The 25,111-nt window shown below is 51.6% G+C and carries 20 protein-coding genes; 7 read left to right on the forward strand and 13 right to left on the reverse strand.

Going from position 1 to position 25,111, the window contains the following annotated elements; genetic code table 11:
* Position 1 precedes the first annotated feature (1 nt).
* Both D328_RS0120530 and D328_RS0120535 read left to right on the forward strand, forming a co-directional pair.
* Entirely contained in the window at positions 2-463 is a 462-nt protein-coding gene (locus tag D328_RS0120530) for a GtrA family protein (protein WP_018886919.1), read from the forward strand.
* Between the two features lie 151 nt (positions 464-614).
* Positions 615-1,436: a class I SAM-dependent methyltransferase gene (locus D328_RS0120535; protein WP_018886920.1), complete on the forward strand. Its 822-nt coding sequence runs from the start codon at positions 615-617 to the stop codon at positions 1,434-1,436.
* Between the two features lie 151 nt (positions 1,437-1,587).
* On the opposite strand, the gene D328_RS0120540 is transcribed toward D328_RS0120535, so the two are convergent.
* A complete protein-coding gene (locus D328_RS0120540; protein ID WP_018886921.1) occupies positions 1,588-2,325 on the reverse strand; it encodes a glycerophosphodiester phosphodiesterase in 738 nt (245 codons plus the stop codon).
* Between the two features lie 290 nt (positions 2,326-2,615).
* Between D328_RS0120540 and D328_RS0120545 the strand changes: the two genes are divergently transcribed.
* Entirely contained in the window at positions 2,616-3,170 is a 555-nt protein-coding gene (locus D328_RS0120545) for a GNAT family N-acetyltransferase (RefSeq protein WP_018886922.1), read from the forward strand.
* Positions 3,171-3,345: 175 nt separating this feature from the next.
* On the opposite strand, the gene arfA is transcribed toward D328_RS0120545, so the two are convergent.
* The 4 genes from arfA to D328_RS0120565 all read right to left on the reverse strand — a co-directional run bounded on the left by arfA (position 3,346) and on the right by D328_RS0120565 (position 8,137).
* The gene (gene arfA, locus D328_RS0120550) at positions 3,346-4,857 is read right to left on the reverse strand and encodes an arabinosylfuranosidase ArfA (protein WP_018886923.1); all 1,512 of its coding nucleotides are present in this window, start codon (positions 4,855-4,857) and stop codon (positions 3,346-3,348) included.
* A gap of 216 nt (positions 4,858-5,073) precedes the next feature.
* Positions 5,074-5,937: a carbohydrate ABC transporter permease gene (locus D328_RS0120555; protein ID WP_033413397.1), complete on the reverse strand. Its 864-nt coding sequence runs from the start codon at positions 5,935-5,937 to the stop codon at positions 5,074-5,076.
* 14 nt (positions 5,938-5,951) lie between these two features.
* On the reverse strand, positions 5,952-6,836 hold the full coding sequence (locus tag D328_RS0120560; protein WP_018886925.1) for a carbohydrate ABC transporter permease: 885 nt from the start codon (positions 6,834-6,836) through the stop codon (positions 5,952-5,954).
* Between the two features lie 53 nt (positions 6,837-6,889).
* Complete coding sequence (locus D328_RS0120565) at positions 6,890-8,137, reverse strand: sugar ABC transporter substrate-binding protein (RefSeq protein ID WP_018886926.1); 1,248 nt, start codon at positions 8,135-8,137, stop codon at positions 6,890-6,892.
* Positions 8,138-8,674: 537 nt separating this feature from the next.
* Between D328_RS0120565 and D328_RS31100 the strand changes: the two genes are divergently transcribed.
* Both D328_RS31100 and D328_RS0120575 read left to right on the forward strand, forming a co-directional pair.
* On the forward strand, positions 8,675-12,322 hold the full coding sequence (locus tag D328_RS31100) for a GH36-type glycosyl hydrolase domain-containing protein (protein WP_018886927.1): 3,648 nt from the start codon (positions 8,675-8,677) through the stop codon (positions 12,320-12,322).
* Positions 12,323-12,349: 27 nt separating this feature from the next.
* Positions 12,350-13,342: a LacI family DNA-binding transcriptional regulator gene (locus D328_RS0120575; protein ID WP_018886928.1), complete on the forward strand. Its 993-nt coding sequence runs from the start codon at positions 12,350-12,352 to the stop codon at positions 13,340-13,342.
* Positions 13,343-13,685: 343 nt separating this feature from the next.
* Here the strand turns inward: D328_RS0120575 and D328_RS0120580 are convergent, their stop codons facing one another.
* The 4 genes from D328_RS0120580 to D328_RS0120595 all read right to left on the reverse strand — a co-directional run bounded on the left by D328_RS0120580 (position 13,686) and on the right by D328_RS0120595 (position 18,125).
* A complete protein-coding gene (locus D328_RS0120580; protein ID WP_018886929.1) occupies positions 13,686-14,501 on the reverse strand; it encodes a carbohydrate ABC transporter permease in 816 nt (271 codons plus the stop codon).
* A 32-nt stretch (positions 14,502-14,533) separates the two neighbouring features.
* Entirely contained in the window at positions 14,534-15,406 is an 873-nt protein-coding gene (locus D328_RS0120585) for a carbohydrate ABC transporter permease (protein WP_018886930.1), read from the reverse strand.
* Positions 15,407-15,409: 3 nt separating this feature from the next.
* Positions 15,410-16,711, reverse strand: coding sequence for an ABC transporter substrate-binding protein (locus tag D328_RS0120590; RefSeq protein ID WP_018886931.1), 1,302 nt, complete (start codon positions 16,709-16,711; stop codon positions 15,410-15,412).
* Between the two features lie 214 nt (positions 16,712-16,925).
* On the reverse strand, positions 16,926-18,125 hold the full coding sequence (locus D328_RS0120595) for an LLM class flavin-dependent oxidoreductase (RefSeq protein ID WP_018886932.1): 1,200 nt from the start codon (positions 18,123-18,125) through the stop codon (positions 16,926-16,928).
* A 228-nt stretch (positions 18,126-18,353) separates the two neighbouring features.
* Between D328_RS0120595 and D328_RS0120600 the strand changes: the two genes are divergently transcribed.
* Positions 18,354-19,226 carry an AraC family transcriptional regulator gene (locus D328_RS0120600; RefSeq protein ID WP_018886933.1) on the forward strand — a complete coding sequence of 291 codons (873 nt, stop codon included), beginning with the start codon at positions 18,354-18,356 and terminating at the stop codon, positions 19,224-19,226.
* 262 nt (positions 19,227-19,488) lie between these two features.
* A complete protein-coding gene (locus tag D328_RS30400) occupies positions 19,489-20,328 on the forward strand; it encodes a hypothetical protein (RefSeq protein ID WP_018886934.1) in 840 nt (279 codons plus the stop codon).
* A 217-nt stretch (positions 20,329-20,545) separates the two neighbouring features.
* Here D328_RS30400 and D328_RS0120610 read toward each other — a convergent pair whose 3' ends face one another.
* The 4 genes from D328_RS0120610 to D328_RS0120625 all read right to left on the reverse strand — a co-directional run bounded on the left by D328_RS0120610 (position 20,546) and on the right by D328_RS0120625 (position 25,103).
* On the reverse strand, positions 20,546-20,773 hold the full coding sequence (locus D328_RS0120610; RefSeq protein ID WP_018886935.1) for a hypothetical protein: 228 nt from the start codon (positions 20,771-20,773) through the stop codon (positions 20,546-20,548).
* On the reverse strand, positions 20,773-22,206 hold the full coding sequence (gene hydA / locus D328_RS0120615) for a dihydropyrimidinase (RefSeq protein WP_026281300.1): 1,434 nt from the start codon (positions 22,204-22,206) through the stop codon (positions 20,773-20,775). The genes D328_RS0120610 and hydA overlap by 1 nt, the downstream gene beginning before the upstream one ends.
* Before the next feature lie 74 nt (positions 22,207-22,280).
* On the reverse strand, positions 22,281-23,576 hold the full coding sequence (gene preA / locus D328_RS0120620) for an NAD-dependent dihydropyrimidine dehydrogenase subunit PreA (RefSeq protein WP_018886937.1): 1,296 nt from the start codon (positions 23,574-23,576) through the stop codon (positions 22,281-22,283).
* Between the two features lie 162 nt (positions 23,577-23,738).
* Complete coding sequence (locus tag D328_RS0120625; RefSeq protein ID WP_233426227.1) at positions 23,739-25,103, reverse strand: NAD(P)-dependent oxidoreductase; 1,365 nt, start codon at positions 25,101-25,103, stop codon at positions 23,739-23,741.
* Between the last annotated feature and the right edge of the window lie 8 nt (positions 25,104-25,111).

Consider the following 25,111-nt stretch of genomic DNA (forward strand, 5'->3'; position numbering starts at 1 on the left):
AATGGAGCGAATAAGGTCAACTGAACCCACACCGCGGCAGACACGCGACCGCATTCTGCAAGTCCGGCCTACTTCCTTCTTTCGCTTCGCGATTGTAGGTGTGTTGAACACGGCGATAGATTACACTATTTTCCTATGGTTATCGTGGGTAGGGGTATCCATTGTGCTTGCCCAGGCTCTGTCCTATTCTGCTGGAACACTTAACAGCTATGTATTGAATCGAAATTGGACGTTCCATGAGCGGAATCTCTCTGGTACATGGAAGCCCTTCGTCTCTTTCATCGTGCTCAACCTGATTACACTAGGCTGCACTACGATGCTACTTAGTCTACTGGATCAGCTCACCGACTGGACATTGCCAATCTGCAAGCTGCTCGCTACATTTGCCGGTCTCATGATCAACTACACAGGGAGCCGGCTATGGGTCTTCGTTCCACGAAGTGCAGAGACAGAACAGACCTAGAGTGGCGTGTAAACAAAAGAAGACTTGGAACTTTTTGCCGGATGTCTCCTGGACGTGTACAATAAGTGTTGAACGATGCCAATGCTCACCATCTAACAGTCTGTTGCGGGAGCACGTATCGGTTCAATATGCAGAACAAGGGGGAGACAGCTTGATTCCCGAAGGAAATTTGCTGAGCAACATTGACCGTTTCACCGGATTCGCCGATGGCTATGATCGCAATCGTCCGCAGGCGCCTCAATTTGTCACTCGCATTCTTAGAGACTATCTGGGACACCGACCTGCACGAGTGGCTGATGTCGGCTGCGGCACCGGTTTGTCTACTTTTATATGGAAGGATGCTGCAGATCAGATCATCGGGGTTGAGCCCAGTCCGGATATGCTTACCTTAGCCAAGCACAAGCTGGCATTGTATACAGATGCCCCGCACATCAGCTTTGAACAGGGCTATTCCAACACCCTGCCACTACCCTCATCCTCCGTGGATATCATCACATGCTCGCAGTCCTTCCACTGGATGGAGCCGACAAGTACGCTGAAGGAAGCAGGACGTGTGCTTCGTGAGGGCGGAATATTTGCAGCCTATGACTGTGAATGGCCTCCTTGTGCGAATTGGCACATTGAGACAGCCTATATGGACATTCTGGACCACGCCAGCGATATTATTCATCGGCTCGCAGATCCCGAGAACCGTCCGCTTAAGCTGGATAAGTCTGCTCATCTGCGACGTCTGGAGGAGAGCCATGTCTTCCGTTACACCCGAGAAATCGGCTTCCATCACACCGAGATTGCCGACGCAGATCGTTATATCGGACTGGTGCTAAGTCAGGGTGGTGTCCAGACGGTATTCAAGCTGGGTTCGAAGGAGCTGGATCAGAAGCTGATTCGTTTTGCAGCACTGGTACAGGACTATTTCCAAGGTCGGACGCTAGAAGTGGTATTCAGCTACCGGATGCGCCTGGGGATGAAGTAAATCTGCCCCTCAGGTGCGTGCGACTGCTCCAGTATGGGTTATCTTTTTTAAAGATATCCTCACACTCACAGCTTAATTCTAGACGTAATTCAGTATAGTTCATATGCGATCCAGACGCGTGCATCAGCGATATACTCTTAGCTCAAAGCATTTAACTCAACGTCAGCAGCGAATGCAGACGCTCCGGGTAATCCGTGATGATGCCACGTACTCCATAACCAAGGAATACTCTCATCTCTTCCTCATCATTAACCGTAAAGGGATGGTACGCTACTCCAGCTTCTGCTGCGGACTTCACCCACTCTGGAGTGATCGCCTCTTTATAAGCATGAAGTGCCGTAGCACCAAGCGATTGTGCATATTCCCATGGACGATAGAGCCCTTCCATGTAGAGGACTCCCGTGCGGATATCCGGAGCTATCCGATGGCATTCTACCAAGGAATAATGATTGAAGCTTGAGATGATAACCTGTTCCTCCAGACCGAAGCTTCGAACGGCAGCAATGACCTCTTCCTCCAGACCCTCATAAGGAACTATTCCATTTTTAAGCTCCAGATTCAATACAATCCCGTGCTCTCTCCCCAGTTCCAGCAGCTCATGTAGCTCCGGTACGCGCTCCCCCTGAAAGCTCGAGTCAAACCAGCTACCCGCATCAAGCGACTCCAGCTCTACACTGGTCACATCCTTAACCAAGCGTGGCAGACCGGTTGTACGCTCCAGAGACTCATCATGAATCAGCACAAGCTTACCATCCTTTGTCCGCTGTACATCGGTCTCAATCCCCGTAGCACCCAACTCTATAGCCTGCCGAAAAGCAACCATGGTATTCTCCGGGCATGTACCGGATGCACCGCGATGGGCAAAATTAATAATTGGTGTTGTCGTCATCTATGTATACCTCCGTGTGTTTCTATTTTGATTCAGTCATCTCATATACACTAGTATGTCTATATATTTGTCCAAATCGTACTTACTATAACGTAACTTATTCATGTTCATGCTGTATGAAATAAATGTAAACCTATTGTGTGATTCGCAAACATCCGCTGACAGCGGGACACCAAACGGTGTTCAGCTACTGCTAGAATACTGGCTAGACGGTTGAAACGATCTAAATCATTCGATATGCTTGATGCCAGTTAAGAATGTAATACACACGAACCAAAGGAGAACAACCCATGAACCCGCTGTACAATTTGAACATTGGACCGCCCGCTGCTGGCGAGATCAGACAGATTCACCGCGTATTTGAGCTGGCGATCAGGGATGCCTTCAAGCAAGAAGGACTGGAGGCGCACCTGGAGGATATCAAATACGAAATTAGCCATAAGCAGGAACGCTTGGCTAATGCCCTGTACACACAAGAGCCTGCGCTGCACTTCCTGGTCGCCCGAGTGCGTGACGAGGTGGTAGGCACGATTTCTTACGGCCCCTCTGGCCAGCTTATATCCGAATGCACCGACGGACAGCTGAAGGACGTTGGGGAACTGGGAAGTCTCTATATTCTACCTGACTATCAGAATTCTGGCATTGGTTCTGCACTGATCAGTGAAATGGTACAGCAGTTGGACAAGCAGGGGATCGAGCAATTCTGCCTCGATAGCGGCTATCGACGAGCACAGGTGCGCTGGACCCGGAAGTTCGGGCCTCCCTACGCAATTGCAAAGGATCGCTGGGGACCGGATTCCCCGCATATGGTGTGGCTGTGTCAGGTGCAAGACTGGATCAAATAAAGCCTTCTTGAGGCGTGACAGACACCTCTTTTTTCATAGCATCCCTCCCAAAACAGAAAGTGCGGACAGCATTGGAATTCTCCTCTGCATCCGCACTTATTTACTCGTTTATTTACTCATTTATTACCTATTCTTTGTACATCATTCGATTACAAGCTATCCAGCCTGCCTGACATTACTTTTTCGCCAGACGAATAACGTTCCAGGAAGCCTTGTTCAGGCTAGCGGATACGACACCGCCATCCAGTTTCGCACTACCGCCGCTACGTGGCGCAACCTTCTCTTGTGCAGCCGAGTTGGTAGCCTTCAGATCATCACTTTCCATGACCAGATGCTCTACAATCTCGAAGCCCTCGAAGCTACGAACATCACAGTTCAGCTCCAGCGCATCATTCAGGTTACGGTTCACTGCGAAGATCGTCAGTTCCTCATTCTCTTCATTATAGACTACAGCGCTGTCCAGATAAGGCACATCTGTGAAGTCCTTGGAATCGTACTTCGGCGAATCCACGACTGGCATCAGGGACACACCACGTCCAAAGCGAGATGCATGCATGTAAGGATAGAAGATGGTCTGCTTCCATGCTCTGCCGTTATTCTCAGTCATGATTGGCGCAATGACATTGACCAATTGAGCCAGACAAGCCATACGTACCCGGTCTGCATGACGCAGGAAGGTGATCAGCATACTCCCTACCAACAGCGCATCCTCGAAGGTATAGATATCCTCCAGCTGCGGCGGAGCAATCTGCCATGGCTCCATTTTGCTATCTGCTTCGTTGGAATGGAACCACACATTCCACTCGTCGAAGCTCAGCATCATGGTCTTCTTGCTACGCTTCTTCGCTTTGATATAATCACAAGTCGATTTAATCGTATGGATGAAATGATCCAGGTCCATCGTCAACGCGAGGAAATTCTCTGTATCATTGTCACGGTTGCCATAGTATTGGTGCAAGGAGATGTAGTCTACAGCATCATAGGTATGATCCAGCGTCACAGCTTCCCACTCAGGGAAAGTAGTCATTCCTGTATTAGAGCTACCGCAAGCGACCAGTTCAATATCCGGATCTACCCAACGCATAACCTTGGCTGCTTCCAATGCGATGCGACCATATTCATGCATCGTTTTGTGACCAATCTGCCACGGGCCATCCATCTCATTCCCTAGACACCAGGTCTTGATCTTATGCGGCTGCTCCACGCCATGACTGCGACGCAGATCACTCCAGTATGAACCACCCGGATGATTGCAGTATTCTACCAGATTGCGTGCGGCATCAATACCACGTGTCCCCAGGTTGACTGCCATCATGACCTCGGAGCCGACCTCACGAGTCCATTGGAAAAATTCATTCGTACCAATCTCGTTAGGCTCCACGGTTCTCCATGCGAGCTCCAAACGTTTGGGCCTGTCCGCAACCGGGCCTACACCATCCTCCCAGTTATAGCCCGATACGAAGTTACCACCTGGATAACGAATGATCGGTACGTCCAGCTCCTTCACTAATTCCTTCACGTCACTCCGGAAACCGCTCTCATTTGCCAACGGATGTGAGGGCTCATAGATACCTCCATATACAGCACGACCCAGATGCTCAATAAAAGAGCCATATATACGTTTATCCACCTCTGCAATGCGGAACGACTTATCAATAATCATTTTTGCCTTTAAAGATTGTGCCATGGATACCATCCTTTCCAAATGTGAGGATACGGAGCCTCTCTTATCTGCAAGGACAATATAACATGATGAAGATGGATGGTCAATATTTTTATTAATACTTAATAATAACATTAATTAAAATGAAAATGATACGGATCTCAGTCTTCTTAAAAGTAAAAGAAGGCCGCCTGTTTAGGCGACCTCCCGACTTTGCATTGGATGTTCACGCAGACTGATTTACTTGATTCCAGATATCGTGTAATTATCGATGATATACTTCTGGAACATGATAAAGATCAGGACGATTGGGATGACCATAAATGCCGATCCCGCCATCTGGAGCGCATAGGCGTTTTCGTTCTGGCCCTTGAGTAGGGAGAGTCCGACAGACAGTGTGTACAGCTTGTCATCATTGGCAATGATCAGCGGCCACAAGAAGCTGTTCCAGCCGCCAATAAAGGTAAGAATGGCCTGCACGGCGAGAATCGGCGATGAGATCGGCAATACGATTTGCAAAAAGGTTCTGAACTCTCCAGCCCCATCCAGGCGTGTCGCTTCGAGCAGCTCATCTGGAATCGTCGTCATGAACTGCCGGAACAAAAAGATCGCAAAGGCGCCGACCAGACCTGGCAACACCACCCCGGCCATCGTATTCACAAGACTCATCTGGTTCAGGATTAGATACACCGGTATCATCGTGACCTGACCAGGAATCATCATCGTAGCGAGCACGAGGTAGAACAGGAAGCCACGGCCCTTGAATTTGAATTTGGCGAAGCCGTAGCCCGCCATGGCATTCAGGAACAGCACGAAGAAGGAGAAGAACACAATAATAAGCGTATTGCCAAGATAAGTACCAAAGGCCATGTTATCGAACAAATTACGGAAATTATCAAGTGTGAACTGCTCCGGCCACAACGTCGGCGGAATCTGTGTTACCTCACTCTCCGGCTTGAAGGCAGACAGTAGCATCCATATGAAGGGCAACAGCATCAGAACACCGCCAAGCGTCAACAGAATGGCAACAACCCAGCGGAAGGTCCTCACGCCCCCAGCAGTCCGCTCGCTCGTCACTCCGGCTTGCTGAATAGCTGATTTCATCATGTCACCCCTCCTCAGGCTTCTTCTTTATTTTGCAATCTGAACTGGATTAGCGTAATGGTAATAATGGCGAAGAACAGCACGAAGGAGCCTGCCGCCGCATAGCCGAATTTACTGTACTGAAAGCCGTTCTGATAGATGAACAACGCTGCCGAGGTCGTTCCGTCCAGTGGTCCCCCTTGGGTCATGACAAAGGGCTCCTCAAAAAACTGCAGCCAGCCGATCATTGTCGTAATGGAGACGAAGAAAATGGCAAAACGGAGCTGCGGAAGCGTAATATACCAAATCTGCTGCCAGAGGTTGGCTCCGTCCAGCTCAGCTGCTTCATAATAGGTCTTCGCAATACCTTTGATCGCAGCCAGAAATATAATCATGTTCAGTCCAATCCCGCGCCAGACGGCCAGAAGGATCAGAGCGATCTTCGCAAGAGTCGGGTTCGAGGTCAACCATCCTACAGGGTCCATTTCGACCTGGCCCAGCACATAGTTAAATAGCCCGAGCGATGGATTATACAGGTAGCTCCATATGACGGCGACAGCGACTACATTCGTGACAGATGGTATATAGTAGATAACCCTGAACGACTGGAACAGCTTTGACTCTCCCATATTGATCAAAATAGCCACAGTGAGAGACAGCAGCAGCACCAGCGGAACACCGACGATGACGTAAAACAAGGTGTTCAGCATAGCCGTATGAAACGCCGGGTCAGTCAGGACGTTGACGTAATTATTGAGTCCAGTGAACGATATATTCGCATAATCGACCAGACCTGCCAGATCCATATCCGTGAAGCTGATCACGAGGGCCAAGAGAATGGGCAGCAGAGAGAATAGCGTTAACAGAATCAGAGACGGCCCAATGAATAAATAGGGCACCAGCTTGGAGCTTCCTTTCATATCCTCACTTCCTTTGCAGTAGATGGCGACCATTACTTTCTGGGCTTGTGAAGCTATTTCTTAAGAATACTTACAGCCTGTTCATTGAAGGCATCCAGCTCTGTCTGTACATCGGCGCCTCCCCGATAAATCCGTTCGAAGCTCTTCAGGTATTGCTGTGCGATCTCTTCCCACGCTGCTAGCTGTGGCATGGGCTGTGCCTTATCCAATTGACCACGGATCACCTGCATATGCTCATCATTCTGTAATGATGGGTCCTCCCACGCCTCCTTTGCGGCTGGCAGAACACTCGCCAACTCCATCCACTTCAGCTGATTCTCAGGCTTGCTCATAAAAGCAAGAAAGCGTGCAGCCTCCTCCTGATGCTCGCTGAACTGGAAGACCGACAAATTAGAGCCTCCCAGCACGGAGAGATTGTTCTCCTTGGTCGGCAGCTCTGCTACAGCCCATTTCCCTTCCAGCTCTGGTGCCTGCTCCTGAATCTGCTTGATCATGAACGGCCCGCTAATGAACATGGGCACGATCCCATCCCCCTTCAAGCCCTGAATAGAGTCGATGCCAAGATCCAGTGCATTGGAGCCATTTTGGAAAAAGCTATTTAAATACGTCACCGCCTCCACGAACTCTGGTTGATTGAACAGCGGATTTCCCTGTGCATCAATCAGCTCAGAGCCGTTCTGACGTGCCATCATGAAGGATAGCGACTGTTCCTTATTACTAAAAGCAATTCCGTACTTGCCTTCTCCCCTGGCTGCGAGCTTCTCGGCTGCATCCGCCAGGTCCCCCCAGGTCTTGGGTCCATCCTCATAGCCGACCTCGGCTAGCAAGTCTGTGCGGTAAAAGAGCACCTGTGCCTCAGTGTACCAAGGAACGCCCACCGTCTTGCCATCATACTGCGTGGTGGATACTGCACCTTCAAAGAAGTTCTCCTGGCCGAGCTCGGGATAGGTCCGGGCGTAAGGGGTAATATCCAGCAGGGCTCCAGCATGCGCGAACTCCGGCACCCACGATGTACCCATCTGCACGATATCTGGGCCCGACTTGGAGCCTACTGCGGTCAGCAGCTTGTCATGAGCATTAGCCCACGGCAGTGCCTGCACCTCTACCCGAATGTCCGGATTCTCCTGCTCGAATTGTGCGGCCATCTCTGGTAGCGCCTTGGCCTCAGCTCCCATTCCCCATACGGTCAGCGTTGTAATTCCATCTTGATCTGCGTTGGAGTCGCTGGATGAACAGCCTGCCAATACGCCTGCCAGCAGCGTGGCTACAACGATGAGGGTCCCCCATTTTTTGATCCACATAAGTGTATCCTCCCGTCTTATTCCGCCTTTACAAGGTTCGTATGCCATCATATCCAACAGAAAATGTACACACTTCGCTATAGATTTTGCTTTTTGCTGGGTTCAGCTTAGTTTAGAGATTTTCACGACATAGGTTAGAGTTTTCACCAATAGAAACGTTTCGATTAACATTATAGACCAACTTGTAACCGCATTCAATATGGATAATTTGATGGAACTCCTAAAATATAGAGCATAAACTTCGCTCTTCATACAAAAGTTTAAAGCTTAGTCCTTGCAACTCAACTAGATACTCGTTAGATACCCGTTCTCAGAGCATTCCAAACAGAAGAAAATTAGCGGTTTTCTGCATTTTTTTCTGTTTACCCTGTTTGACTCCCCCCTTGAAAGCGTATATAATCCTGTGTACATCGCTATAGAAACGTTTCGAAAGACAGGTTACACACACCATTAACTCATTACCATCAACTCGTTACCTTCAGTTTGTTACCATCAACAATTCACAGTACTTCAACGACATGAAAGGAAGGTCCGATCATGCCCACGACATATACAAATCCTCATGTTACTAAGCTCCAGATGGGAGACCTGACGTTCTCATTCCTGCGAACCGGGGATATTCAGCGTATCTCCTATCAGGACATCATGATTAATCAGTTAATAAGCAATCCGATTGACGGGTCCTTGAACAACATCTATTTACGTCTGTTCGATCCGAATCACACTCGGCTATTCCCCCTGCTGGGTGCGCAATCCAGCCATACCATGCAGGAATTTCGGCAGCTCGGAGAGCAGCAGCTATATTGGGACGGGCAAGCCGATGAGGTGCACTATCGTGTAACCTTCACACTTACTCCGCAAGGCGTGTGGTTCTGGGATGTAGAGCTGAATGGACTACAGACAGAAGCTGATCTCATTTATGGACAGGATCTGGGTCTTGCGGATACAGCAGCTGTGCGCAGCAACGAGGCCTATCTATCACAGTATATTGATCATACCGTATATAATCACGAGCAACAGGGCTTCATCGTCTGTTCAAGGCAAAATCAGCCCCAGAGCTCTGGATTTCCATATCTACAGCAGGGCTCGCTAAGCGCGGCTATCGGTTATTCCACAGACGGGTTCCAGTTCTTTGGCCTTGACTACAAGCGTACCCATCAGCCTGCTGCCTTGGAGCTGCCGACCCTTGTGAACCGCATCTATCAATACGAATTCGCGTATATCGCATTGCAGTCTGAACGGATGATCCCTACAGATGATAGCAAGACCCCTTCGTCTAGCTTCACCTTTTATGGTCTGTTCAGACCTGATCATCCCGCTGCAGTGACCCAAGCCGAGTATGCGGATGTGCTTCGTGAAGCCAGACAGGGAATGCCTGCTGTACCACGCTTGCACGCTCATCCGACAACAATAGATACGACTCGATCAGTCATTGCTGAGACAGCAATCCATCCAGACGCCAGGTTCACATTGACTGAAAGCCGGCCTAAGCAGACTGGAGATCAGCAGACGAGAGGTTACTCACCCGGACAAACGTTTATCGGCAGCCCCCTCACCGCTCTTGAGCTGGATGACTCCGAGATTGAGCTGCTGTTCCCCAATAGATACGAGGAAGAGCGAGAGAATGAACAACTTCTGTCTTTCTTCAAGGATACCTATGAGCATGTCGTACTCCAGGCCAAAGAGCTGCGCGTAGAGCGTCCACACGGGCATATTCTGATGGGAGGTCATCGCAAGTCTCCAACCCGCACAAGGATGACGACAACCTCGTACATGTACGGGATCTTCAATGCGCAGGTCGTGACCGGGAATACGAATTTTAACAAGCTCATCACTCATGCCCGTAACGCGCTTAATGTCACGAAGACCTCCGGGCAGCGCATCTATGTCGAGCTGGACGGGCAATACCGCCTGTTAGCCATGCCTTCAGCCTTTGAGATGGGCTTCAATTATGCACGCTGGTATTACAAGACCAGTGACGATGTCCTGATCGTGACGAATGAGACCACCGTGGATCAAACTGAGCTTAAGCTGCACCTGCACTCCGAGGCAGGCAAGAGCTATCGGCATCTGATCACCCAGCAAATCAGCATGAATATGAACGAATACGAGATACCTTACCAGATGAAGGTACAGGAAGGGTTGCTCCTGTTCCACGCCGATCCTGAAGCTCCCAGCAGCAGAGTCTACCCACAGTTGGAGTACCGCTTGCTTCTGGAGGGTGCGAGCATGAGCATCGGTGACGAGCGTCTGCTCCATTCGTCCGCCCAGCCTGGTGAAGCTTCATTGGTCGTGCTGGCGCTTGAGCCTTCGTCGGAATGGGAGCTCACAATCAAAGGCCTGCTACATGGCGAGAACAGGAATGATGAGATCAGTCATAGGCAACCTGCCGATTCAGCCCTGACAGAACATCAAGATCAGGCAGAGCAAGCGGAGTTCATCAAGCAATCAGCTCAACCCTATCGTCCCGCTCAACTGCGTAGTCCCGAGCGTTCCAGTCCGTCAGCAGCATGTCCCGACAGCGCGAAGCATTTCGAGCAGAAGCGTGAGCAATATCGCCGTTATATAGGCGACCTGCTACAGGGCTTTCGCTTGACACAGGCAGGGCAAGAGAGCGAGGAGCTATTCCGCATGAACGCGGTCGCATGGTGGTACACCCATAATATGCTGGTCCATTACTCCGTGCCTCATGGGCTGGAGCAGTATGGCGGAGCGGCCTGGGGGACAAGAGATGTATGTCAGGGACCTGTGGAATTCTTCATGGCTACTCAGCAGTTCGATGAGGTCCGAAGCATCCTGTGCACCGTGTACAGCCATCAATATGAGGATACTGGTCATTGGCCGCAATGGTTCATGTTCGACGACTACGTACAGATCCAGCAGGAGGAGAGTCACGGCGACATTATCGTCTGGCCCCTGAAGGTGCTGGCTGATTATTTGACCGCTACCCGGGACTACAGTATTCTGGAGGAAAAAGCACCTTATATGGACCGAGAGCGCCTGACCTTCACGACGCACTCGGCAACCGTGCTAGCGCACGCGCTGAAGGAGCTGGAGTACATCCAGCAGCATTTCCTACACGATACCCATCTGTCTGCTTATGGGGACGGTGATTGGGATGACACACTTCAGCCCGCCAATGCCGAACTGAAGCAATTTATGGCCAGCAGCTGGACGGTAGCGCTCACATATCAGGCGGTGGAACGATTCGCCTCCGCGCTCGCAGCAGCGTCTGGCTTCCCTGCCTTAGTACAGAGGCTGCAGAGCATGGCTGAAGGTATTCGCCAGGATTTCGACCGCTACATGCTGAGCGATGATGTCATTCCAGGGTTCATTTATATGAAGCAACCCGGGCAAATGAAGCGCATGCTTCATCCATCCGATATCGAGACAGGTATTGCGTACCGTCTGCTTCCGATGACGCGCAGCATGATTAGCGGGCTACTGACTATGGAGCAAGCCGAGGCTCATGAAGCGATCATTCACGAGCATCTGTTATGCCCCGATGGAGTCCGGCTCATGAAGCGTCCTGCCAGCTATGACGGAGGGGTCAGCAGTCGCTTCAAGCGAGCCGAGCAAGCGGCTAACTTCGGGCGGGAGGTGGGGCTGCAATATGTGCATGCACACATCCGTTATGTTGAAGCCATGGCCAAGCTCGGACGATGCAATCAAGCCTGGAACGGCTTGCAGTTAATTAATCCCGTCGGGCTTCATCACAACGTGCCGAATGCTGCACTACGTCAGAGCAATGCTTATTTTAGTAGCTCAGACGGCGCATTCCATGATCGTTACGAAGCCGAGCAGCAGTTCGAGAAGCTTCGCACCGGAGAGGCTACCGTCAAGGGAGGCTGGAGAATCTATTCCAGTGGACCTGGCATCTATCTCGGGCAGCTCATCACCTCCTGTCTTGGCATTCGGCAGGAAGGTGGCGATCTCGTGCTAGACCCGGTCCTGCCGGCGACAATGGACAACCTGGAGCTTCGCTTTGCTTTTGCAGGCCACGAGATTTTATTCCACTATCAACACACGGGGCAAGGACAGCTCCAGGCTTCTCTCAATGGGCAGCCACTACCGACTACTCCATTGTCGAACCGTTATCGCACTGGCGGTATTCGTATCTGCCGGGAGGATGTTATCGCCGCCTGTCGGGAAGAGAACAACCTGATGGATATCAGGATGAAATAAAGAAGAGAAATAAGGGAGGGAAGCGATATGGTCAGCATTAAGGATATTGCCCGCCAAGCGGGTGTATCCATATCGACTGTCTCCTACGCCCTGAACGGAAGCGACAAGGTGACCCCTGAGACCAGCGCGCGCATTCTGGCCATCGCCAAGGAACTGAATTATGTGCCCAATGCCGCAGCACGAAATCTGAAGAAACAAGAGACACGCATTATCGGCGTATTCCTGACGGATTTCAGTGGGGATGTGTATGGTGATCTATTGTATGGCATCAAGGAAATTCTGAATCGCAAGGGCTATGACCTGATCGTATGTAGTGGCAAACAGTCACACCGTATGCTACCAGAGCGCATGATTGATGGAGCGATCATATTGGATCAGACCTTTGACAGTGATGAGCTATTGAAATACGCCGACCTCGGGCACAAAATGGTCGTTCTGGACCGGGAATTACAGCATGCCAATATTAATCAGGTGCTACTGGACAACAAGGCCGGAGCTACACTGGCTGTTGAGCATCTCCTAGAGCTGGGACATCGGCAGTTCTATGTGGTAACTGGACCCGAGGGCTCATACGATTCCTGGCAGCGGCTCCATGCTGTCCGGCAGACCGTTGAGCGCAGTGGAAATGCTTCGTTCATCGAGATTCCAGGGAACTTCGAGAAGTCTGGCGGTGAGCACGCAGCTGAATATATCCTCCAGCATACGAACGGTCCAGCAGCCGTCTTCTGTCTGAATGATGAGATGGCCGTAGGCTTTTACAACCGAATTGCAACTACTGATCGGGTCATAGGACGGGATCTTCACCTCGTTGGCTTCGACAATATCGAGCTAGCTCATTATATTCAGCCTCGGCTGACCACCATTGATTATTCGAAGCGAAAATGGGGAGCTGTCGCAGCCGATCAGCTGCTGAGCATTCTGTCGGGAGCAGCCGTGGAGCACGAACGTATCTATGTCACCCTTGTCAAAGGCGCCTCTGCGACCGCTATGGACCCGGCTAATGCCAGAGAACACAGCTAGTGATTTTTGACTGCATACGCTCTCGGGCTGGAATGACCTACAATGATCCTGACTTGCTGTCCATCAGCTTATCAACTTAATTCACAACGAACAGCAAGCTTAGTAGTGATCGACAGGGCTCCCCGCTTGCAGGGTTAATATAGCCAGAGCCTACTCCATGAACAACATAGAGAGCCTCCATCCTGGATAACCAACATTGGTCCGGGTGGAGGCTCTTCAGGCTCTTCAGGCTCTTCAGGCTCTTCAGGCTCTTTAAGTACTTTAGGTTCTTCAATTCCTTTAATATATCCATTGTATCTTGGCACTTAAGAGACTGCTCTGCAATGAGGTGTGCAGAAGATCATTAACCCTTGAGCGAGCCAGCAGCAAGCCCTGCCACAAAATATCGCTGCAGCACCACGAAGAGAACCACAATCGGGATCGCCGTGACCAGTACACCCATCAGTAGCATCGGATATTGTGTTACATACTCTCCCCTGAATTGTAGCAGCACCAATGGCAGGGTCAGCTTTGATTTGCTGCTCAGCATGAGCATCGGCATCAAGAGATCATTCCAGACCATGACCAGCAGGAAGATTGCTGTCGCGGCAAGTGAAGGGGCTGCAAGCGGCAGGGCAATTCTGGCATACAGCCTCCATTCACTTGCGCCGTCAATGCTACCTGCCTCCAGAATTTCTGACGGCAGCATACGCATATATCCAGTCAACATGAAGACAGATACGGGCAGCAGCATGGCTGTAGTCACAATCACGAGGCCAGCAAGGCTATCAGACCAGCCTAGCGAACGAGTCAGTGCATAGATCGGCAGCATGTTGACCTGGGAGGGGACAATTAAGCCAGCCACGAACAGTCCAAAAATGACAGCCCCCAGCCTCCCCTTCCAGCGGACGATAGCATAGGCGATCATACTGCCGAGCAGAAGCTCAAGTATGACAGTTCCGGCGGTAACCAGCAGACTATTCAGGAAATATCCCCACATCGGCTGATTGCGGAATAGCTGATGCAGGTTGTCCCACGTCCACGGATCAGGCCAGGCTAGTGGCTTAGTAAAGAAATTGCTGCTCGTCTTGAAGGAGGATACCAACACAAAATACATGGGAGCCGCAATCAACAGGGCATAGACCGACAGAAGCACACGTTTGAACCAGCGCATCACCATAGCTTTACCTCCTCTCTGGCTGTACGCCGGTATTACCCGCTGACCCGCTCCGCTCGAAGTGCCTTGAACTGCAGAAATGTCAGCAGAGCCAGTAGCACAAGGAACATCATAGAGGCAGCTGAAGCCAGTCCGAACGAATAACTGCCGAAGGCCGTGTGGTAAATATAAGTGCTCAGAATTTCTGTAGCATAGTTCGGTCCACCATCCGTCATCGTAAAGATGAGATCAAATGCCTTGAACGACTGAATCGTTGTGTAGGCCACAACAATAGTCGCAGAGGGGGCCAGTAATGGCCAGGTGATCTGACGGAAGGTCTCCCAGCGCCCACCACCATCCATTTTGGCAGCCTCATACAATTCGACTGGTATAGCTTGCAGCCCCGCGATAAATACGATCATCATCTGCCCCGCATGGGCCCACACCTGAACCGCAGCGACAGAGTAGAGCGCCAGCTTCGGATCTCCGATCCAGTTACGGGTGGCCGCCGAGGCCCCCAATTCCTGAAGCCCAGTGTTCACCATTCCAATGGACGGATCATACATGAACGACCAGACGATCCCCACTGATACCGTAGAGAGGATCGCAGGCAGGAAGTACAATGCACGCAGGGCGATATGTGTTCTCGTATTGCGCACCAGTATCAGAGCCAGCACCAGTGAGATGAAGGTCTGCGCGAGCACGACTACCAGCATGAATTTAATGTTATTGACAAACGCCTTGCGGAACACAATGCTATTGAAGCTATCGACATAATTGGCTGTACCAACGAACTGATAGGACGGAGATACTCCGTCCCAGTTGGTAAATGAATAATATAGGCCTGTTAAGGTTGGAACAATGAACAAGCCTCCATACAAAGCAAGTCCGGGCAGCAGGAACAGCAGTAAATGAAGCCGTGTCCTCATGGGCTACTTCCCAGCCTTGGCTATGTGCTGTTCAATGACTGCCTGCGCCTCCTGAGCAGCTTCCGTTGGAGATGTACCACTCAGAACGGCCTGAATGGAGTTCGTAACAGCCTTTTGGTTATCTCCACTCAGAATGGTGAACCGCGGCTGGAAGACTGTCTTCTTGTCGGCCCAAGCCCCTGCAGCCTTCAGCTCAGTTGTATTATATTGAACATCCTTTACAGTCACATTTTGACCTGTTGCGTTGGCATAGGCTCCTGCAACTCCGGGACGACTCAGATATTCGATAAATTTCTTGGCCTCCTCAGGATGCTTGGACTTACTGTTCACTGCGAGCATGAACGTGGTCGTATGCACACCCTCGTATCTGGCCTGATCGGCACTTACAGTAATCGGGGCCAGCAGTTGCTGCTCCAACTCCGGGTTCTGCAGCTTGTTCTGAGCGAGCTGGTAGGAACCGCTGGCGAGCATCGCCGCTCTTTCCTGAATGAACAGAGCCCCTGCTGCTGCGTCCTTGGTCCCCAGTGCATCTGGCTGGAAGTAGCCCTTGTCGTTCAGCTCCTTGATCTGCGCCAGGGTCTTCACCCAGAATTCATCCGTAAGCTTGGCCTCGCCCGCCTCCACCTTCGTGAAGACATCATCTGTAGGTGCATTGTTCATGACCATCGTGTTCATGAATTGCCCCGGACCGATATCTGCACCTGCAAAGGCAATTGGAATCACCCCGTTGTCCTTGAGCGTCTGGCAGAGCGCCAGGAAGCCTTCCCAGTCCACTGGTGGTGTCAGACCGTATTTCTCGAACAGCTTCACATTATAGATGGGATCGTTGTACACAAGCTGATAAGGAACCGCATACTGCCGTCCATCCTTCTCTCCGGCTGCAATCAGCTGAGGATTATATGAAGACAGAAATCCTTCCCCCGTCAGATCAGTGAACAGCCCTGCTTGCACAAAGGTCTCAAACTGAGCGCCCGGGAAGGAAGCGAACACATCCCCGACAGACCCATCGCCAATCTTGGACTGGACCGTGGATTGATACTGATCAGAAGGGAGAGTCTGCATTTCAACAGTGATATTGGGATTCTCGCGCTCGAATTCAGCAATCGCTGTATTCAAGGCCTCCGTATCCTCTCCTCGCCAGTGAATGAAGCTGAGCTTCACAGGGGCAGATCCGGACGCATCTGCTTGCTCGGAATCTTGGCCACCTGTAGCACCACCTTGACCTCCGCAGGCAGCAAGCACCACGGACATGAATAAAATAAGAACGAGTGCCCATGAATAGGCGTAACGTTGTCTATGAAGCATACGGATAACCTCCTGTAGTAATCATGTGCGGAATGATAATGCCACTATCACCTTGACCGGATCAACGGCCAGAACGGGTAGTGCAGATACGCTCCAGACGAGGAGCCTAGTTCGTTAAGCACGCATTTATGCAGCTTTGTGGTAGGGGAAGCGTCTTGATCATGACATTGTTGGTCCTGTAATTGACGCTAATCGACGCTAGGCCAGAAGCAACTCAGACCGATTGACTCGCTCGTGCACGTTGCTGATCCAGTAAGCGACTGCGGAAGAGCGGTAATACCGATGCCCCGAACCGTTCCGCCTCCTCCAGATGGGGGTAGCCGGACAGAATGAAGGTAGACACACCCAGTTCAACGTATTCCAGCAAGCGGTCTGTGATCTGCTCGGCAGTACCTACAATCAGGATGGCCCCGCCTGATCGAACCACAGACAGGCCTGTCCACAGGTTAGGCCCTGCCATGAAACGTTGCTTCGCTGTGATCTCCCGCAGCTCGTTCTGTCTACGCTGGTTGGTGGCGTCAGTCTCGCTGAAGGCTTTACTGGCTTGTTCTATCGCTTCAGCAGGTACCTTGCTGATGATATCCCAAGCGGCTTCCCAAGCCTCCTCCTCTGTATCTCTCACCAGCACCTGTGCACGCATGCCATAGCGTAGATCGCGAGCACGTCCCGTCTCCCGCTGCAGCTCTGTCCGAATCTCCTCCATCTCGGTAATCTGCTCCCGAATCCAATCCTGCGGCTCACCCCACATTAGGAAGGTGTCTGCATATTCTGCTGCCATGCGCTTGGCTATTCGGGAGCTGCCGCCCAGGTAAAATGGCGGATGCGGTGACTGGAGTGTCTCCGGCATTCCGACAGGTCCATGGAACTGATAATACTTCCCTTCGAAGTCTTCAGTTGAAGGCTCTCCCGCACTCGCTAACTTCGCGAACTCCGAATCATTCATCCCCTTGGACGCTGACCATGCCCGCTGGATGACCTCCATATATTCACCCGCACGGATGTAACGCTCATCATGCGCATGGGCGAGCGGATCACCCAGCTCCTCCAGATCACGCACCGAGCTGCCTGTGACGACATTTATCATGGCACGACCACCAGATAGCTGATCCAGCGCCGCTCCCATGCGAGCTGCCAGTACAGGCGCTACCAAGCCTGGTCGAATAGCAACCAATGGCCTCAGTGTAGAGGTATGACTGGCTATAGCTGATCCCACTACCCAGGCATCCAGACAAGCCCCACCTGTCGGAATCAGTACAAAGTCACAGCCACCCTGCTCCGCTGCCTGAGCTACTTTAATCAGATACTCCAGCGTAGGCTGTCTTTCTGGCTCGATCCCTACATATCTTCCATCTCCTGCCGTTGGCAGAAACCAGCCAAAACGAATCTCCTCCTGTTCAGACACATGTACGTTCATATGACACGCTTCCTTTCCTGAAACATTCTTTTTATAAACCAATAATTTCAGTTGGAATAATAAGTATTAGTATCATAGCAATCCATTTGTCAATGATCCATGTCATTAAGCGTTGATTTTTTTTGTCTATTTGTGGTCAATTCAAATTCGATTTTATACAAATTCTTGAATATCTACAAAACCCACCTGTATAATTGGTTATAAAAACACGGCGAAGAGGTGCTCTTGATGACAGAACTGATGAAAGAGGATCACCATGAGTTTCTGGATATCATTTTCTTCACTCCATCCGACTTCGAGAAAGCTAGTGGCGCCTGGCCCATACGAATTGGCCAGAATATTGCCAAACCCAATTATCATATCGGGCCACGCACCAGTCCTTACTATTACTTGCTCTTCATTCTGGAGGGTGCAGGAACCTTCTATCAGGACGGACAGGTCTATTCATTGCGTCCGCGTGATATATTTTGCCTTTTCCCGCATGTGACCCATGAATATGTGACTGATCCAGATGCTCCGCTTCGCAAAATCTTCATGGCCTTCGATGGCGAGCTCGCCCCACAGCTGCTGTCCCGAGTCGGACTAACGCCAGAGTCGCCTCATCGCACCGGTGTGCTCACCTCCGAGATGGCAAACGGAATGCGTTCATTCATGGAGGAAGCCAGACCTACTGTCGAGCAGGAGCGTGACCTGGGGAGACTCATGCGCTTTCTGGGCATTTTCGACTGCATGACCAAATATTCACCAGCTGGTACCCTTCCTGCTGGCGAGGGAACACCATGGCTGCAGAAGGGAAAGGAATACATGGATATTCATTTTGCAGGCGGCATTACTGTCGAAGGTGTCTCTACCTATGCCGGGGTGGACCGTACCCATTTTACGAAGCAATTCCGCAAGAGCTATGGGCTGTCTCCCATGCAATACATTCAGCGTCTGAAAATGAATCAAGCGAGACGCCTACTGAACGAGACCACGCTGTCTCTAACCGAGATCGCCCATACGGTAGGTTATCCGGATTTGTTCTCCTTCTCCAAGGCTTTCAAAAGAATGGTAGGACTGTCTCCCAATCGGTACCGTAAGTTGGAGCAGAACGGGAGTTAGCGCAGCCTGCTCTGTTAATAAACCCGTCACGAAGTCATCTGTCCAAGATCGCTCAAGTCATTCGCACAAGGTCGCTGAATTCATATTTGCTCTCCTCGAGACACTCTCCCTCTTTTACTCAGGATGACACAGAACGCTCTAAGCCCATTTCCTACTCGCTTGTCACTTTCAGCTTATATTCAGTGGGCACTTAGAGAGAATTCATATACACAGGCTAGAATGACCTTGTAAGACAATCCATGACTGAAGGGCGGAAGTAAAGATGAACAAACATACAACGAAGCGCAAAAATACCAAGCAAATTCTCCTCGCAGGAACTATGGCAGCTGCTCTATTCGCAGGTGGTACGATCTGGTCTGCTCAAGGAGCACAGGCAGCGACGGCCAGCGCCACAAGCGCAACCGGCAACAAGCAGGCTCAGGCTCAAGGCGCTCAAGCACCTGAAGGACGTGGCGGCTTGGGGCACTTCGGCAATCAAGGCTTGTCCACGCAACTGCAGGGCTGGCTCTCCCTTGACAGCACTACACTGGAAAGTAAGCTGAAAGACAAATCCCTGGCCGAGATTGCAGCAGAGCAAGGCGTGGACAGTGCAGCCTTGAAGACGAAGATCGCTACTTGGCTGGAGAATAATCAATCCACAGACCGTCCAGCAAATGTGAACAAGACCGGAGACACGACGACGAAGGACGCAGCAAAGGCTCCAAACTATACCGAGCTTGCTGGCAAGCTCCTGGAGAGCAAGGGAAGCTTCAAGGCTGACGGTCCGGGAGAAGGTGGTAAAGGAGGCATGTTCGCCAACAATACAGAGCTGGCAGCATTGCTCGGCTTGACACAGGACGAGCTAAGCAAAGCACTGCAATCCGATAAATCCCTTGCAAGCATTGCCACAGCCCAAGGTGTGGATGTGAACAAGGTGATCAGCCTGCTAGTCTCCCAAATGTCGCAAAAGACCGCTGATCGCCCGGCTAACGACACAGCTAACGGCTCTGCCGACAAGAGCAAGCCAGCACCTTCAGCTGACGATCTGAAGAGCCTTGTCACCAAGCTGGTGAACGGCGAGCAGCCAGCCAGACCAGACAATGCTGCACCGAAGACTCAGTAATAAGATTGAATTTTTGAATTTATAGTTGGCTATACCCGCACACCCACAACTGGAACATACCAAAAGGTCGAAGATGGACTCTGTTCGAGTGCAAATCTTCGACCTTTTGGTTTCCAAGTCTATGGAGTTTCCGAGTCTATGGAGTTTCGGAGTTTCATCTAGATGCCCATTTTACTCGGTGCGAGCTTTTAATCCATATTTGATCGAACCGGGTGGATCAGACTATTGGTACACAGGCCGCCCCACTCACCAGCAATGTGCCCAGATATTTGCGGGCATCCGCGGTACCCAGATGTACTGGCTCATGCTGGTCTGGATGTGCAGGTTGAATGAGCACCACATCCGCTCCGTCCAACCCCTCCTGTACACTTCGGACCACATATCCCCTATTCAGCAGGTCATCTAATATTGCTCTTTCCGCTGCGAATTCCTCATAGGCAGACATCAGATGATCCCCTCCTCTGTCGGAATCCGTTCAGGGACTCTGACCTGCTCCCCAATGCGAAAGGAGTCACGCCGCAGATAGGCCCCATATCCTGGAGTGCCCACAAATTGCTTGTCACGAATGACGAATTCACCACGCACCAGCACAGATACTGGCTCTCCGGTTACTTTCATCCCCTCAAACGCGCTGTAATCCACCTTCATATGATGGGTCTGCGCCGAGAGTGTCCGCTCCTGATTAGGATCGAAAATGACCAAATCAGCGTCGCTGCCTACTGCAATAGTCCCCTTGCGCGGGAATAGTCCGAACAGGCGGGCACTGGCTGTCGAGATCATATCTACGAATTGATTCAGGGAAATCCGTCCCTTCCGCACTCCTTCCGAGTACAACAAGCTGAACCGATCCTCAATCATAGGTCCACCATTAGGAATTTTCGAAAAATCTCCGCGCCCTAGCTCCTTCTGCCCTTTGAAATGAAACGAGCATTGATCGGAGCCGATCGTCTGCAGACCGCCTGAGGCGAGCGCCGACCAGAGAACATCCTGATTCCAGGCTTCGCGCAGCGGAGGTGACCAGACATACTTCGCACCTTCAAAACTCGGCTTCTCCAGAGCTGATTGATCCAGCAGCAAATACTGCGGACAGGTCTCGCCGTATACACGCAGTCCCTTCTTGCGCGCCTCTTGTATTTTCCACGCCGCTTCCGCACAGGTCACATGGACTACATACAGCTGTGAATCTGCAAGCTCCGTCAGATAGGCGGCTCTGCCAGTTGCCTCCCCTTCCAGCTCCGGTGGACGAGTGAGCGCATGATAGATCGGCTCGGTCTTCCCGGCCGAGAGCGCTTCAGACACCAGGATGTCAATAACATCCCCGTTCTCGGCATGCACCATGACTAGTGCTCCGTGCTTCCGCGCTACCTTCAGCGTCTGGTACAATGTACCGTCATCCGCTTGGAGCGTGTGCTTGTAGGCCATGAACACCTTGAACGATGTAATGCCCTCCTTCTCCATGATCACGGGCAGTTCCTCAAGCACCTCCGCATTCAGCTCTGATACCATCAGATGGAATCCATAGTCAATGACCGCCTTGCCCAAGGCCTTGTCATGCCATCTCGCGACAGCCTTCTGCAGCGGCTCCCCCTTGTTCGTCAGGCAAAAGTCAATAATACTGGTCGTACCGCCAAAGGCCGCAGCCTTCGTGCCCGACGCAAAGTCATCGCAGGTTACAGTACCGCCAAAAGGCATATCCAGATGTGTATGAGGGTCGATCCCACCGGGAAATACGTAACAGCCCGAAGCATCAATGATCTCTGCCCCTTGGTCTTCAAGCCGCAGGCCAATCTCCACAATGATGCCACCATCCACTCGTATGTCTGCCTTATATGTGTCTACCGCTGTGACAATGATTCCGTTACGAATGAGCTTGCCTATGCCCTTTTTTTCGTACCCGCTGTTATTGATGTTGCCATTGAAGCTATTGTTGCCGCCACTCGTGCCGTGATTACTCATGAAGATCGCACCTCCGCTTCACTAGATTCCCGGTTCAGCCCAGTCAACACTCGCTGACGCTCATTCCAGCTCATCGGTGGCCGTCCATGATTCACCTGCATCATCTCAATAGCCCCCTCCGCCGGACAGACGATAGAGCACAGATTGCAGCCTACACAATCCTCCTCCCGTACCTGCACATACGAGCGACCTGCTTCATCTCTCAACAAATCAATGCACTGATGCGAGGTGTCCTCGCATGCAATATGGCATTTGTTGCAGTGAATACAATGCTCCTGATGAATTCGGGCAACCACCTGATAATTGAGGTCCAGATCGCCCCAATTGGAATAACGGGGGACCGATTGGCCTACGATGTCCATAACCGAGGCAATCCCCTTGTCATCCAGATAGTTATTCAGACCATCGATCATCTCGCTGACGATCCGAAAGCCATGATGCATCGCGGCTGTACATACCTGAACGCCAGAAGCCCCCATGAGCATGAACTCGACTGCATCCTGCCAGGAGGATACTCCCCCCATCCCAGAAATCGGCACGCTCACCTCTGGTGTGCGGGCGCACTCAGCTACCATATTCAGCGCGATGGGCTTCACCGCAGGTCCGCAATATCCGCCGTGCGCTCCTTTTCCCCCTACATGGGGAACGGTATTCCATGTGTCCAGGTCTACTCCGGCGAGACTGTTAATTGTATTAATCATGCTGACGGCGTCCGCTCCACCCAACACCGCATGGCGGGCCACCACCGTAATGTCTGTAATATTGGGCGTTAGCTTCACAATGACCGGCGTCTGTGCTACTTCCTTCACCCAATACGTCTGCATCTCCACCAGATCTGGCTGCTGCCCAGAGGCTGCTCCCATGCCCCGCTCAGCCATGCCATGAGGACATCCAAAGTTCAGCTCCAATCCATCTACACCCACATCCTCCACTCGCTTCACGATCTCATGCCATTTCTCACGCTTTGGCTCCACCATCAATGACACAACCAGCGCACGATCCGGAAAAAGACGCTTCGTCTCTCGAATCTCCCGCAGATTCACTTCAACCGGTCTGTCGGAGATCAGCTCAATATTATTGAAGCCTGCCACGCGCTGTCCCTTGAAATGCACCGCCGCGAAGCGGGAGGAGGTATTGATGATCGGATCTCCAAGCGTCTTCCAGACGGCCCCACCCCATCCTGCTTCAAAGGCTCGCTGCACCTGATATCCAGTATTGGTGGGCGGTGCCGAGGCCAGCCAAAAGGGATTCGGTGAACGGATTCCTGCCAGATTGATGCTCAAGTCTGCCATAAGCAAGCTCCTTTCGGTTACAGTAGTATATAGATAGAGCTGAAAATACTAAGAGTCTGGGTCCGCATGATGTACAGATTCGCACGATACACCAGTCCACACGATACGTACATTCTCACTTGGTTCGGAACTTCTTCTGACCATCCCACACACCGTGATCCATCATGCTGTACGTTCTGCCTGGCGACTTCCTTCCTGAATCAGCGCACGGGCTGCCTGCTTTCCTTGCTCTGCTGCAGATACCACCATAGCCTCTCCCTGTCCTGCACCGAAGACAATGTCTCCTGCGGCATACACCTTGGGATGTGAGGTTCGGTAGGTATCCGGGTCCACTCGTACAACGCCACGATCATGCGCAAGCCCCATCTTGTCAATTATGCTCAGCTGCCGCTCCTGACCAATTGCTGTCACTACAGCATCCACCGGCATTAGAAAAGTCGATCCCTCTATTGGACGCGGCACTCTCCGCCCATCAGCTCCAGGCTCCTCTGTGAGCTGCATTCGCACACACTCCAGTCCTGTCACCTGCCCCTTCCCATCACCCACGATACGCACCGGCGCGGTCAGCCAATCGAATTCGACACCCTCCTGCCGGGCAAATCGGTATTCAAAGGCATACGCCGTCATCTCTTCGCGTGTACGCCGATAGACCATCCTCACCTGCTCTGCTCCCAAACGAACGGAGGTTGTAGCCGCATCGACAGCTGTATTCCCTGCCCCGATAACTGCTACACGCTTTCCCTGAAAATGTAGTGGTGACCGCCCATTCTTCGTACTCTCTACCAGTTCAATTGCATCGTACACTCCACCCAGCTGCTCACCCTCAATCCCTAATGGAGGAACATAGCCCATCCCGGCTGCCAGGATAATTGCATCATAATCGTCCAGAAGCTCAGCAACGGATATATCTCGTCCAACCTCGGTATTGGTCCGGAATTGTACACCCATGCTTTCTACCTGTTGAACCTCCCACAATGCAACGGCCCGGGGCAGACGAAAGGACACAATACCGTAGGTGTTCAAGCCGCCCGCAAGCGATCTTTTCTCAAACACGGTGACCTCATAGCCCTCTACAGCAAGCTCCTTCGCTGCAGCCAGGCCTGCGGGGCCACTCCCTATAACGGCGGCACGCAGACCGTTCGAATGACCCGCCCGAAACAGCTGATGTCCGCTCTGAATGGCCCAATCGGTAGCATAGCGCTGCAGCATCCCGATCTGTATCGGCTCCGAGCTGTGATTCAGCACACAGGCCCCCTCGCATAATTCCTCTGTGGGGCAGACACGTGCGCAGCTCGCACCGACTGGATTAGCATCCATAATCGTCTGGGAGGCCCCCTTCAGGTTCCCCGTCGCGATTCGATGAATGAAGGACGGAATATCGATACTGGTGGGACAAGCCTGAATGCAGGGAGCATCGTAGCAGTACAGACAACGATTAGATTCATCCTGGGCTGCGTGCGGCGTCATTCCGGGCTGTATTTCGGCAAAGGCATCCTCAAGCTGGGCATTCATCTCCATATCATTCATCTGCATCA

It is taken from the genome of Paenibacillus massiliensis 2301065 = DSM 16942 (assembly GCF_000377505.1).
In the GTDB taxonomy this organism is placed as follows: Bacteria; Bacillota; Bacilli; order Paenibacillales; family Paenibacillaceae; genus Paenibacillus; species Paenibacillus massiliensis.

Coding starts and splice junctions, on each gene's coding strand:
- D328_RS0120575 (WP_018886928.1), top strand. CDS start 12,350: ATGGTCAGCATTAAGGATATTGCCCGCCAAGCGGGTGTATCCATATCG.
- D328_RS0120540 (WP_018886921.1), bottom strand. CDS start 2,325: ATGACGACAACACCAATTATTAATTTTGCCCATCGCGGTGCATCCGGT.
- D328_RS0120565 (WP_018886926.1), bottom strand. CDS start 8,137: ATGTGGATCAAAAAATGGGGGACCCTCATCGTTGTAGCCACGCTGCTG.
- D328_RS0120625 (WP_233426227.1), bottom strand. CDS start 25,103: ATGAATGATATGGAGATGAATGCCCAGCTTGAGGATGCCTTTGCCGAA.
- D328_RS0120545 (WP_018886922.1), top strand. CDS start 2,616: ATGAACCCGCTGTACAATTTGAACATTGGACCGCCCGCTGCTGGCGAG.
- D328_RS31100 (WP_018886927.1), top strand. CDS start 8,675: ATGCCCACGACATATACAAATCCTCATGTTACTAAGCTCCAGATGGGA.
- arfA (WP_018886923.1), bottom strand. CDS start 4,857: ATGGCACAATCTTTAAAGGCAAAAATGATTATTGATAAGTCGTTCCGC.
- D328_RS0120555 (WP_033413397.1), bottom strand. CDS start 5,937: ATGAAATCAGCTATTCAGCAAGCCGGAGTGACGAGCGAGCGGACTGCT.
- D328_RS0120610 (WP_018886935.1), bottom strand. CDS start 20,773: ATGTCTGCCTATGAGGAATTCGCAGCGGAAAGAGCAATATTAGATGAC.
- D328_RS30400 (WP_018886934.1), top strand. CDS start 19,489: ATGAACAAACATACAACGAAGCGCAAAAATACCAAGCAAATTCTCCTC.
- D328_RS0120590 (WP_018886931.1), bottom strand. CDS start 16,711: ATGCTTCATAGACAACGTTACGCCTATTCATGGGCACTCGTTCTTATT.
- D328_RS0120530 (WP_018886919.1), top strand. CDS start 2: ATGGAGCGAATAAGGTCAACTGAACCCACACCGCGGCAGACACGCGAC.
- D328_RS0120600 (WP_018886933.1), top strand. CDS start 18,354: ATGACAGAACTGATGAAAGAGGATCACCATGAGTTTCTGGATATCATT.
- D328_RS0120595 (WP_018886932.1), bottom strand. CDS start 18,125: ATGAACGTACATGTGTCTGAACAGGAGGAGATTCGTTTTGGCTGGTTT.
- preA (WP_018886937.1), bottom strand. CDS start 23,576: ATGGCAGACTTGAGCATCAATCTGGCAGGAATCCGTTCACCGAATCCC.
- D328_RS0120580 (WP_018886929.1), bottom strand. CDS start 14,501: ATGGTGATGCGCTGGTTCAAACGTGTGCTTCTGTCGGTCTATGCCCTG.
- D328_RS0120585 (WP_018886930.1), bottom strand. CDS start 15,406: ATGAGGACACGGCTTCATTTACTGCTGTTCCTGCTGCCCGGACTTGCT.
- D328_RS0120560 (WP_018886925.1), bottom strand. CDS start 6,836: ATGAAAGGAAGCTCCAAGCTGGTGCCCTATTTATTCATTGGGCCGTCT.